The organism is Chryseobacterium sp. UNC8MFCol, assembly GCF_000482305.1.
GTDB classification, from domain to species: Bacteria; Bacteroidota; Bacteroidia; order Flavobacteriales; family Weeksellaceae; genus Chryseobacterium; species Chryseobacterium indologenes.
In genome coordinates this window covers 139,177-150,874 of record NZ_AXUZ01000018.1, presented here as the reverse complement: position 1 = coordinate 150,874, position 11,698 = coordinate 139,177, and the positions used below count along the sequence as shown (strand labels likewise).

General features: G+C 36.6%; 10 protein-coding genes and 1 tRNA gene. 7 read left to right on the top strand and 4 right to left on the bottom strand.

The annotated features are described in order from the left end of the window. The 6 genes from M030_RS25770 to M030_RS0113035 form a co-directional block, all read left to right on the top strand. A partial coding sequence (locus tag M030_RS25770; protein ID WP_027373917.1) for a hypothetical protein occupies positions 1-1,032 on the top strand: 1,032 nt, incomplete at its 5' end. Between the two features lie 2 nt (positions 1,033-1,034). Next, positions 1,035-1,517, top strand: a complete 483-nt coding sequence (locus tag M030_RS0113060) for a hypothetical protein (RefSeq protein ID WP_027373916.1) — start codon at positions 1,035-1,037, stop codon at positions 1,515-1,517. A 249-nt stretch (positions 1,518-1,766) separates the two neighbouring features. Beyond that, positions 1,767-1,982 (top strand): hypothetical protein, encoded by a 216-nt coding sequence (locus M030_RS0113055; RefSeq protein WP_027373915.1) that lies wholly within the window; start codon positions 1,767-1,769, stop codon positions 1,980-1,982. 223 nt (positions 1,983-2,205) lie between these two features. Next, a complete protein-coding gene (map, locus tag M030_RS0113045; protein ID WP_027373914.1) occupies positions 2,206-2,970 on the top strand; it encodes a type I methionyl aminopeptidase in 765 nt (254 codons plus the stop codon). Positions 2,971-3,248: 278 nt separating this feature from the next. Further along, positions 3,249-4,781, top strand: coding sequence for a M20/M25/M40 family metallo-hydrolase (locus tag M030_RS0113040; protein ID WP_027373913.1), 1,533 nt, complete (start codon positions 3,249-3,251; stop codon positions 4,779-4,781). A 293-nt stretch (positions 4,782-5,074) separates the two neighbouring features. Next, the gene (locus M030_RS0113035) at positions 5,075-5,770 is read left to right on the top strand and encodes a hypothetical protein (RefSeq protein WP_027373912.1); all 696 of its coding nucleotides are present in this window, start codon (positions 5,075-5,077) and stop codon (positions 5,768-5,770) included. A 165-nt stretch (positions 5,771-5,935) separates the two neighbouring features. Here the strand turns inward: M030_RS0113035 and M030_RS24950 are convergent, their stop codons facing one another. The 4 genes from M030_RS24950 to M030_RS0113015 all read right to left on the bottom strand — a co-directional run bounded on the left by M030_RS24950 (position 5,936) and on the right by M030_RS0113015 (position 10,860). After that, a complete protein-coding gene (locus M030_RS24950; RefSeq protein ID WP_051585050.1) occupies positions 5,936-8,122 on the bottom strand; it encodes a right-handed parallel beta-helix repeat-containing protein in 2,187 nt (728 codons plus the stop codon). Between the two features lie 171 nt (positions 8,123-8,293). Further along, positions 8,294-9,097, bottom strand: a complete 804-nt coding sequence (locus M030_RS0113025) for a DUF2490 domain-containing protein (protein WP_185097394.1) — start codon at positions 9,095-9,097, stop codon at positions 8,294-8,296. A gap of 602 nt (positions 9,098-9,699) precedes the next feature. Next, positions 9,700-9,786: transfer RNA gene (locus M030_RS0113020), tRNA-Ser, on the bottom strand. Between the two features lie 45 nt (positions 9,787-9,831). Further along, a complete protein-coding gene (locus M030_RS0113015; protein ID WP_027373910.1) occupies positions 9,832-10,860 on the bottom strand; it encodes an asparaginase in 1,029 nt (342 codons plus the stop codon). A gap of 161 nt (positions 10,861-11,021) precedes the next feature. Between M030_RS0113015 and M030_RS0113010 the strand changes: the two genes are divergently transcribed. Beyond that, the gene (locus M030_RS0113010; protein WP_027373909.1) at positions 11,022-11,696 is read left to right on the top strand and encodes a TrmH family RNA methyltransferase; all 675 of its coding nucleotides are present in this window, start codon (positions 11,022-11,024) and stop codon (positions 11,694-11,696) included. Positions 11,697-11,698 lie beyond the last annotated feature (2 nt).

The following is an 11,698-nucleotide window of genomic DNA, read 5'->3' as shown; positions in this document are numbered from 1 at the left end:
GGAAGATGGGGCGTGATAGATCCACTGGCAGAAGCCATGAGAAGGTATTCTCCTTATAACTATGCTTTCAATAACCCGATCAGTTTTATCGATCCTGATGGAATGGCTCCCTTGAACCAATTTAGGATGATGTCAGATTCTCGTCTTGATGCGACTTCCGGTTGGACAAACCCCAATTGGTTGGGAAGAGGATCATACGGTAATATAGATTATGGAGAAACTTTAGCCCCTGGCGGCGGTGGCGGTGTTTATGAAACTGATTATGAAACCGGTTATGGAACGGAGTATAAAGGAGATGCAATAGCAGATGTTTTGAAAGCTTTGGCTGCAAAGACATATGATTTTTCTAAGTTTGATTTTTCACAATATGGAGTTGATCCACCAGGAAATGCCTTAAGTAGATTTAGAGATCGAACTTCTAATTGGATACAAGATAATATCAGAGGACCTTTATCTGCATGGCTTGATAGTAATACGCGAAATACGTTTGCTCTTGATGCAGCAGGACAAGCAAGAATGGATGATCTTAGAGGTCAAATGGCAGGGTATATGCAAACGAATGTTGGAGGTAGTATTAGATGGGCTACAGAGCATGGACTAGTGGGTTCTGGGATGGGTACTGGACACGTTGGTGCATTTGAAGTAAATGTTGACCTAATGGGAGGAAAATATTCAAAATTAAAAAATTATATAAATTTTGATATAGCTGCAGAAAAAGGAATTAAAGATATTGTAGGTAATTTTGGTAAATACTTTTCTAAAGGATCAGTAGATAATATTGTTGTAAATAATCCTCAAGCTACTTTCTTAGCTGATGTATATTCATCCTTAGCTAAAGGCGGCCGCATTACAGTTAGAGGTACTATGTCGAATAAATTTTTTAATTCTATTTGGAATGGAAAAGCAAATGGGTTAAGTGAATATAGGGTTTTAAATAAGGCAGAGGATGTACTTAATAATGGATATTTAAAATCAAATGGGACACCTATAAACGGAAAAATTAATCAAATCATTCTCCAAAAAATAAAATAAGTATGTTTAAAGATTTAATATATAGTCATGATATAAATGAGATTCACACTTCAGATGCGTATTTCGGACATATAATATTTACTACTAAAAGTTTAATAGTTCCGTATATAAACTTGGGTATTTCCAATCATGAATTAAATAAAAATAATAGCTTGAAATTTATAGATTATTGTTACTTTGTAGCAGTGGATTTTAGTTTTCTTAAAATAAATAATGACATTATTCGTGATGATTTAAGCAATAAATATAATCCTGCTGAATCAATTTATTTAGGGGGATTTGATATGGTTGGAAATCAAAATATCTTCGATATAGAGATACAAGCTAACAAAAAATTCATACAGTTAATTAATAATTCTAAAATAATTGATAAGATGTGGACTCCTGTAGAAGGAACGTTATTTCCAATGAATTTAGATATTAATAAAGTGAATACTTTTATAAGTAATAAAAGTATTCCTAAAAATTTACTTGATTTGAATTAAAAATAAAATTAAGTTTAATAATATATATATAACGGCTTTCTACCTCGCTAGCGAAAGTCTTACGGGTGCCCCCTAAGTAAAAGTAAAGCCACTACAATGTAGTGGCTTTACTATAAGAAAAACTATATATTTACCAGTACAATGACCATTTGGACAGACAAGTAAAAGAGAATCTTTTACGAAGACTGCGAACCTTGTTGCTGCACAAATCCTTTCATGGGGCAGATGTACTGATAAAGAAAAATACAAATGGAAAAAACAATTGAAATTCGGAAAGAAGATATAAAAAAACTCTTATTGACTTTGGTGCAAAAATTAGAAAGGTCTGAGGTTTCTAAATTTTCTTTTAAACAGGATCTATATTGGAATATTCCTGTTGACGAATCATTTAATGTGTATGAAGAGCCTAAACTTACGATCGGAAGCAACAGAAGATTGGGAGTTTTTAGAAAAGATATTGGATAATGATAGAGAAGCTCTTAATTTTGATCTCTGTAAGGTATCTGCTATTCTCAAGCTAATAAGCGTTTCAACACTATAAAAGATCAAGAATATCTTACTTCCACTCTTTATCAACAGAACTTGTCAGACCAACCGGTCTCAAATACCAATCCCATTGAATATTGATTTTCTTTTTCCCTGTTTTAATTTCATAACTTTGTCAATATCAACAATCAAAATAAAGACAATGTCCATCACAAACGAATACGAACTGGCAGGAATGCAGAAAATAAGTGAAGCGGTAGCCTATACGTTACGGGAGATGACCCGATATGCTCAACCCGGTATGACGACAAAAGATCTCGATGAATATGGAGCCAGGATATTAGCCGACTTCGGAGCCAAATCGGCCCCTTATCTTACCTATGGATTTCCCGGCTGGACGTGCATCAGCGTAGATAACGAATTCTGTCACGGGATTCCCTCCGAAAAAAGAATACTACAAGAAGGTGACCTGATCAATATTGATGTATCTGCAGAACTTGAGGGGTACTGGGCTGATAATGGCGGATCTTTTGTGCTGGGAGAAGATAAATATCAACACCAGAAACTGGTAGAGGCGTCTAAAGAAATTCTGCAAAAAGCCATCAATAATATAAAAGGCGGCGTGAAAATAGCTGACATCGGAGCTTTGATGGAAAATGAAGCCAGGAAAAGAGGCTATAAAGTTATCAAAAACCTCGGCGGGCACGGGGTGGGAAGAAGCTTACACGAAGAACCTGATGAACTGCTTAATTATAGGAACCGTTTCGATACCAGACGCTTTAGGAAAAACTCCGTAGTGGCCATTGAAACCTTTATCTCTACCGATTCAAATATTGCTGTAGAACTTAAAGACGGGTGGACCATGGTTGGAAATAAAGGAGGCTATATGGCTCAGCACGAACATACGATCATTGTTACCGACGGAGCTCCGGTCATCCTTACCCACATGAACGGAATTCTCAATTAATCTGTTTTAAAAATAAATAAAACCTTTCCGGAACCGGAAAGGTTTTGTCTTTTCGGTACTACTATGACGATCAGCTGCGATGATATTGTTTCACAAATGAATAGGACCGATGGTGCAACCTGAATTATACACAGAAAAGATTCTGCATAAAATCTCGTAAAGCAGCCTTTATTTTTGAGATGTATGTGAAATCATCGATACGGGCGGAGGCTAATGTTGTTAAAGAAGAAATACTTTCCTATATTTATAAGACCAAACTACATCACAAACCTATTGCTATGAAAAAATTTCTTTTAATTCTTCTGGGGATCATTGTTATCCTTGCTGCTATTGTTCTGGTTAAAACGTATACCTATCCTTTTAAGAAAAACAATACAGGAACAGGAGAAGGGTGGAAACCTGTAAAAAACGATTCAGCAGTCATGCACCTTTCCGGAGGAATAAAGATTCCTACAGTATCTACAGGAAGTTTGGGTGAATTTAATTATGAACCTTTTGCCCGGTTTAAAGAATATTTGAAAACATCTTATCCACTGGTATTTCAATATACAGAAAACGTTGAGGTCAATCAATATGGTCTTGTGTTCAGGCTGAAAGGCAGTAATCAGTCCTTAGAACCGATTCTTTTCCTTTCCCACATGGATGTAGTTCCTCCGGGAGATGCCGATATAAAAAATAAAGAAGAAAATATATTCCGCCCGGATGATCAACCTTCGGAGCCTGTTTCAACAGTAGCTGAAGATTGGGATTTTGCACCTTTTTCAGGCGTTGTGGCAAATGGGAGGATCTACGGAAGGGGAGCCATCGACATGAAAGGGATGCTTTTCTCTTTAATGGAATCCATGAATAGTTTGATTAAAAATAAGCAAATTCCGCAACGCGATATCTACCTTGCTTTTGGATTTGACGAAGAAGTAGGAGGACAAAAAGGAGCAATACAGATTGCTGATTATTTCAAGAAAAAAGGATTGAAATTCGATGCCGTATATGATGAAGGCGGATTGATAATGAGAAAAGGCAATGTTGCGGGAATAGATACTGATGTTGCGGTAGTAGGCTGTGCAGAAAAAGGCTTCCTTTCTGCAAAAATTAAAGTTAAAGGATTAGGAGGGCATTCATCCATGCCTCCTATGGAAAGCGCCATCGGAAAAGCAGCTGTCATCATGCAGCGCCTTGAGGATGATCAGATGAAACCGGAGATCACTCCGTTAATCAAAGAATTTTTTAATAATATCGGTGGTGAAATGCCATTTACAACAAGGCTTGCATTAGCCAATCAGTGGCTTTTAAAACCGTTACTGATCTCACAGTTAACCAAAAATAATACAACCAATGCTTTGGTAAGAACAACAACCGCTTTAACGATGATGAAGGGCAGCGACGGAACCAATGTTCTTTCTCCAGAGGTGGAATTTGTAGTCAATTTCAGACTTCTTCCCGGAAACAGTGTAAAGGATGTCAGAGATCATATTGCCAGAGCAACCAAGGGCTTTGAGGTGGAAGTTGAAGAAATTGATAATACCAGGGAAGCATCCGCCATATCCCCAACCAATACAAAAGCATTTAAACTAATAGAAGCAGGCGTCAGAGAAATACATCCGGGAGCAATTGTGACTCCTTATCTTACGATGGCAGGTACAGATGCAGGAAAGTATGAGATTGTCAGCAAAAATGTATACCGATTTATGCCCATCAAAATCAACAGTGCAGAACAGCAGAGTATCCACAGTACCAACGAATACCTCAGCATCGAAAACTACCTGAAAATGATCCACTACTTTGAATATGTAATGAAAAACTACGATAAATAGTTGAAAATTGAAAATTGAGAATTGAGAATTGAGAATTGAAAATGTGGGATAGAAGCATGGTACCTTTACCAATGAATTTTGTATTTGAAAAAAAACATAATCGCCATTGCAGCATTATATGTCTATCATCTATCCGTCTCTCATCTTTATTCTTTATTCTTTATTCTTTATTCTTTATTCTTTTGCCCATTCCCTCCAATCATCTATTTTAAAAATTAATTTACACAAAAATATATTACGTCAAGTTTTGTCGCATTACAGATATAGCTTTGTCTCATCAAAATTACAGAGCTATGGAATTGCCATTTTACTTAAACTTTACAGACTTTGAAAGCAACTATTATCATAATCTTGAGAAATGGTTTGAAGAATATCATAACGCAAGCGAGATAGATTATCTTAAGGCACTTGCAGATTTGTACAGTCCGTACGTTTACTACAACTTTGCTGCGGATAAGTTGCAGGCAGATGCTTCCATTGAAATTAAAGACTGCTTCTTTCCCTACCACGAGAAGATCGGAATTTCTTTTTGTACCCATTGTGAAAAAGATACAATATCCGGAAAAAACCTGGACCACGTATTTGAGTTCAAAAATATTTCAATGATGGAATATGCTCAGCATATTTTAGATAAAATCAACAGGTATTGCTCAAAAAACAGATCTGCTTTACAGGGAAATAAAAGTATCCATGATTACATCAATCATTATGACAGTATCACTTCCGTAGAAGGAGTAGGCTATTGTATCAGCTACAACCGTCATCAGAAGGTGCTTCCGTTTTTGAAAGCGTATCTTCCTTATTACGGACAAACAGTGAATATGACAACCTATAAGGAATTTATTTTCTCCATCGTAGAAATCGCTGAGTTTATTGATAAGAAGTTGAAAACAGTTCGTGCTTTCGAACATACCATCTATGCGCAGTCGAAATCAGAGGCCAAATTCAATGTGCAGATGAGCCGACAGTTTTTAACATTATGCAATTAAACATTTACACATTTACACCATACATTCATACTTAATTATATTGATGGAAGATATTCTTCCGACAAAATCCCGGACAGCAATGACCGGGATTTTTGCATAAAAAGGATTTCCCAACCTAAAAAATCCCGATCTTATATGGATCGGGAATCTTTATGAATTTGATTTTTAGTTTTGCATTACTCCTGCATTTTTTAATTTTGATAATAAATTATTAAAGTCATTACGTAAGGTTGTTATATCAGCAGCTGACGAATCAGCCTGATTTACTGATTTGATCATGGGTAAATTGATGATCATAGGTTGATTGTTGGTATCATAAGGACTGGAAATTTCAACTGAAAAATCGTCGGTATAATTTCCCAGTACTTCAATGACAATATCCAGATCCCATTTTTGATTGGCAGAATCGGAGCTGCTCTGTCCAAAAGTAAGCGTAGCCTTATTGTTTTTAATATAAACTCCTGTAGAAACGGGAAGTCTTTTAAAATCATCCAAACTACCGGTATAACTGATAGGTTTTACATCCGAAAGTGATATAATTTCTTCTTTTACCTGTGTAGAATCTATATCATACCAGTATCCTTTAGTAGTTACCTTAATATAAAGATCTCTTGCATCAAATGAAGAGAAAATTTTATCAAAGGTGATATCTACATACTTATTTTTAGGGATTGTTGCCAGATGGAAGCTTCGTATCAGCTTTGCTGATTGTGCATTTTTAACTGTAGAAACCATAGGGGCTATTCCCGGGATCTCCACTTTATTATTGTAAGCATTTTTGATAAAACCTTCTATATTGGTGTAAATAAGTCCAACAATAGGGGAATTGGCAATAAATGCTGGCGTATTATGGAACGTATTATCATAAAAATCCAGTGTTCTGTCTTGTGGACCATGAATGAAAAGAAAATTGTCTTTAGAGGCAAGATTGATGAAGGTATTGTTATATATCTTTAATCCGTCTTTGTAAGAACCTATGGTTAATGATCCTGCTATTTGTCCAATAGATCCCTTACCGTCTTCTCTTTGAATATAATTGTCATAAACTAGGGTTTCGCGACATTTTTTATTTTTAAAATGTGGATGCTTACAGATTACCTCAAAATGGAAATTTGGATATTGGGCTGATAAGTAAAACCTGTTACCATAAAAATGCTCTCCACCACCTTTTAACTGAGCAGTTGCATCATAAAAATTATTGTTGAAAATAGTATTATTACAACTTAAAGCAAATGGGTCAGGAGCTACAAAAAGTGGATTATTTTTAAAAACACAATTCGAAACATTGGCCCCGTGGGTACCAAGATGAAGAGAAAGTCCGGCGTTTCCATTGTCTTCAAATAAAACACCATCAAAAACAGTATCGGTGTTTCCTCTTCCAAAGTCAGAAAGGAAACCTTCTTCAGCATCAATTCCTGCCATTGGAGATGTTCCATAAGTTTTTCCTGTATTGGTGTATGAGCCGCCGATTACTTTAAATCTTTTAGTGTTTACAATGGAGCAGCCCTGTCTGTAATTGTTGTTGGCATGACAATTTTTTAATATTCCATCTTCATTCCATGTTTCATTTTTATTGGCTGCAAAAAGCTCATCTGAAGAGATAAAAAAGCCATCCATACAACAATTATTGGAGGTGCAATCCGCTAATTCATATCGGTGAGAAGAACTGACTTTAAAACCAGATTGATTATTATACTTGTCAGGATCTCCTCCATTAGGTTGCCTGCTGTTTTTAGAGCCATCGTAATTAAGGTTTTTGACAGTGAAATTTTTACAACGTATAAATTCAAAGCCACGCATATTGATGATAGGTGGATTGTTAGGATGAGCATGAATAACCGCTCCATTTCCATAGATCGTAAAATCCGATTTATCAGTAAAGCTAAAGAATAATTCGGGGCCTATATCTGCCTTCCCAGTATCTGGTTCTCCAATATACACAGGAAGTCCTTGGCTGTCCGGAGTTATATCTACGCCATATCTTACACGGAATAACCCATCTCCTTGCATATATTTTGCATTCTCAAATATCACAATGAAATCTCTCTGTGGAAGAAACGAAATCATTCTTCTTATAGCTGGAGCATCATTTGTAACTCCATCACCTACCGCTCCGAATCTTTTTACATGCACTGTTCGGGTTTTCAACCATTCTATATCAGCGTAATAATCTGAATTTTTCTGTCTGTAAATAATACCGTCAGCTTTTGCCGGAGTCATTGCTGTACCATCATGCCAGATGGAAACTTTTTTAAAATTTACGTTTTCAAGCGTAAAACTGTCTACCAATTGTACTAAATCATCATTAGGATAAGGACTCCCTATTGCGAAAAATTCATTAGTGTTAATCATTTTTTTGTTTTTTGGTGTTGTTACTTAGTCGTTAAACATTACAACTTCTTGCAAGATCTTGTTGTTGTTCTGTTACAAAAGTAGTCCCCCCATACGACAAAACTCGGCGTAATAAAAATGATATATTGAAATTTAAATGACTTAAAAAAGTAAAGAGTAGGTTTGTTTTTTTTATCTCTTCTTATAAGGAATATTCCAGATCAGATCAGCAGCCACGTAATGTACACCTCCGTGATGAATGCTTTCACTTCCGCGGATCAGGTCATCCATATAGCCGATATCCACAGTAAAGGGAGAATGGGGGATACTAAACATATAATAAGCTGTAAGCCGCATTTCCCTATACCCAAAGGAGTTCCATTGGGCGTCCGGCTCATTCATATGACTGATCGAAAACAGGGCTTCTGCACCCAAAGCCAGTTTCTGATTGTTTTTTGGTGATAAATTGTAGGTCAGCTGACTTTTGATACGGGTTCTCAATTGAAAATCTTCTTCAACCTGATGAAATCCTGCATCAAAAAATTTCCTGAATTCCTGTCTTACCGTGTTTTTTAATTTAAACCTTTTACCCAGGTCAAAGGTGTAGGCATATCGTCCGTAAATTCTGAATTCCTGTTCAGTACTTTCCTTTTCATAGGGCGCCTCACTCTCGTATTGCGGCTGTCGTCGATAGCTGATGGCATAGCTGTATTGCTGATGGGGAGCAAAAGAATGATAAAATTCGTGGTTTACTACAAAAATAGCCTGTTTTGAAAACAAATTATCATTGTCAGGGCTACTTTTGCGGCCTATTGCAATATAGCTCATCGTCGATTTTTTTTCCAGAGAATCCAGCTGGCGTTTTACTCCGAAAGCTGACCAGAAAGCAGTACTGGCATCCCCCAATCCGGGCGGGCTGATCTGTGCCTGCACAATACCGGTCATGAAACTTAATAAAAATAACCCGACGAAGAATTTCCTTATGCTTAATGTCATCAACAATTTTTTGAATAGTAGTAGTAATAGCTGCGAAGCCGAAAATTCAGATATGAATTCCGGTGTGAAACAGCGGGAATGATTAGTGGATACAAAATTAGAGGCTTTATTCATGCAATGTTTATTCAAATTCTGATAAAACTGTTTAAAAACATGACAAAATAAGCGACAGATTTAGGAAAGTTTTAGGAATAAGATTTAGGAAACAAAAACAGGAGGTTGAAATATTTTGCCGGTATGATGTTTAATGTAACGCAAAGCTTGACATTTATTATTTCCATTGCGAGCATGCACGGATTCAATAAAAAAATTGCAATCAAGCAAATGATGAAATCGACTTCATTGATTCTTTCTAAGCTTTATCAGCGACCTTGTCATTTCTTAGCTCCCGCATCAATAAGCAATGGCATCCTCCCTTTGCGTTTTGTAAAACTTCGGAATACAACTTAGACGTATAAAAGACAGAACGTTTTTTCTCTTCAGATAAGCCAGCCTTTTCGTGTAGCCCCAACTTTTACACCTGATCCGTTTAAACGCATATTAAAAATAATCACAAAAAAATAAGCCTGCGCTAGAATCAGCACAGGCTTTGTTTTTCTTTGCAGAAAGGAAGGGATTCGAACCCTCGATACAGTTACCCGTATACTACCTTTCCAGGGTAGCTCCTTCAACCACTCGGACACCTTTCTTTTTGAGACTGCAAAAATAGAGTATTTTCTTGAATTTCCAAATTATTATTGCAATTTTTCACCAGTTATTTCTCCACAAAGGCTTTTGGTGAAGTTATCGGCGAAACTTCCGGTGTAATTTGGGTTGTCGATCAGGTGCATGGCTTTGGTTATCGCTGTTTCTGCAGTCATATCTCTTCCTGAGATTGCTCCGATTCTTGAGAAAATATTACTGTTTTCATATTTCCCAAAAGAAATACCACCTGATATACACTGGCTCACCACTACGATTTCAGTACCGTTATTTCTGATTTCCTGAAGTGTTTCCTGTGTCTTTTCACTGCTGAAAATCGTTCCGGAACCAAAAACCTGAAGAATAAGAACCTTCATTTTAGGAATCTCCCTGAAATGACTCAGATGCATTCCCGGGAAAATTCTCCAGAATAAAATATCTTCAGAAATATGTTCATCCACATGGAATTCTACCTTCGGGTCACAACGGAATAAGTTGTCTTTGATGATATTTAAATGAACACCCGATTGCCCTAAAATAGGGTAGTTCGGACTTGCATAAGCGTCAAAATACTCCGCAGAATATTTAAGGGTTCTGTTTCCTCTTAGGAGCTTATATTCAAAATAAATAGCGACCTCCTGAATGACTGCTTCATCATTTTCATAGAGACTGGCATAATACAGACTTGTCAGAAGATTTTCCTTTGCATCCGTTCTCAGGTCACCGATCGGAAGCTGTGAACCCGTCATGATGACAGGTTTTCTTAACCCTTTTAACATGAAACTCAGAGCTGATGCCGTATAAGACATCGTATCTGTGCCGTGCAGAATCAGGAATCCGTCATAATCATTATAATTCTTGTAAATATAATTAGCAATCACTCTCCATTCTTCCGGGCCCATATCTGAAGAATCCAGTGGTTTTGCAAAAGGATGTACGAAAACTTCACATTCCATCAGCTTCATTTCAGGCATCTTTTCAAATATATTTCCGAAATCAAAGGCACGGAGGCTTCCGGTTTCATAATCTTTTTCCATACCAATGGTTCCACCCGTATAGATAAGCAGGACTTTTCGTTTCATGTATTATTTTTAATTAAGAATTTCAACCCGGATAAGGTTCATAGTTCAAAATTACGTTAATTTGCAAAGATTTGAAAATGAATGAAACGCTTATCTTTGTATTTTACAAAAATAAGATGCTGGTAAAGACGTTATAGTAGTCGCTTGAAAAAAATAACTGAATGCAGATGAAAGACTTAGCACAAACTTTTGAATATTTAAAACAATTTTTAACTGAAGAAAGACTCGCAAAAATTGAACATTTTTCGCAGGAAAGCTCCGATTTTGTACTTCCCGTGGTAGAAGATGTTTATCAGTTTCGAAATGCCGCAGCGATCGTGCGTTCTGTAGAGGCTTGCGGTTTTCATAAAGTGGTGGCCCTGCAGGAGGAATACAGTTTTGAACCGAATCTTCGTGTAACAAAAGGAGCCGATACGTGGGTAGAGGTCGAGAAACTTCCCCGCAATATGGAATCTTTCCAGAATATTAAAGACAGAGGGTACAAAATTGTAGCCGTTTCACTGGAAAAAAATGCTAAAATGTTACCGGAATATGAAATAACAGAACCCATAGCCTTAGTTTTTGGAACTGAAATGGAGGGCGTTTCGCAGGAAATTCTGGATTTTGCGGATGAGACACTTGCCATTCCGATGTATGGCTTTACCAGAAGTTTTAATGTTTCTGTAGCTGCTTCAATTTGTATGTACGAATTGAAACAAAAGCTTATCAACTCTGATATTGACTATAAGTTAGATGAAGAAAAGCTGTTAAGGATGAAAATTCTTTGGGCTACCAATTCCATTAAGAGCGGAAAGGAAATTTTAGCAAAATATCGGGCAGATCATAATCTGGTCTGAAT

Coding starts and splice junctions, on each gene's coding strand:
- M030_RS0113060 (WP_027373916.1), top strand. CDS start 1,035: ATGTTTAAAGATTTAATATATAGTCATGATATAAATGAGATTCACACT.
- M030_RS0113055 (WP_027373915.1), top strand. CDS start 1,767: ATGGAAAAAACAATTGAAATTCGGAAAGAAGATATAAAAAAACTCTTA.
- map (WP_027373914.1), top strand. CDS start 2,206: ATGTCCATCACAAACGAATACGAACTGGCAGGAATGCAGAAAATAAGT.
- M030_RS0113040 (WP_027373913.1), top strand. CDS start 3,249: ATGAAAAAATTTCTTTTAATTCTTCTGGGGATCATTGTTATCCTTGCT.
- M030_RS0113035 (WP_027373912.1), top strand. CDS start 5,075: ATGGAATTGCCATTTTACTTAAACTTTACAGACTTTGAAAGCAACTAT.
- M030_RS24950 (WP_051585050.1), bottom strand. CDS start 8,122: ATGATTAACACTAATGAATTTTTCGCAATAGGGAGTCCTTATCCTAAT.
- M030_RS0113025 (WP_185097394.1), bottom strand. CDS start 9,097: ATGACATTAAGCATAAGGAAATTCTTCGTCGGGTTATTTTTATTAAGT.
- M030_RS0113015 (WP_027373910.1), bottom strand. CDS start 10,860: ATGAAACGAAAAGTCCTGCTTATCTATACGGGTGGAACCATTGGTATG.
- M030_RS0113010 (WP_027373909.1), top strand. CDS start 11,022: ATGCAGATGAAAGACTTAGCACAAACTTTTGAATATTTAAAACAATTT.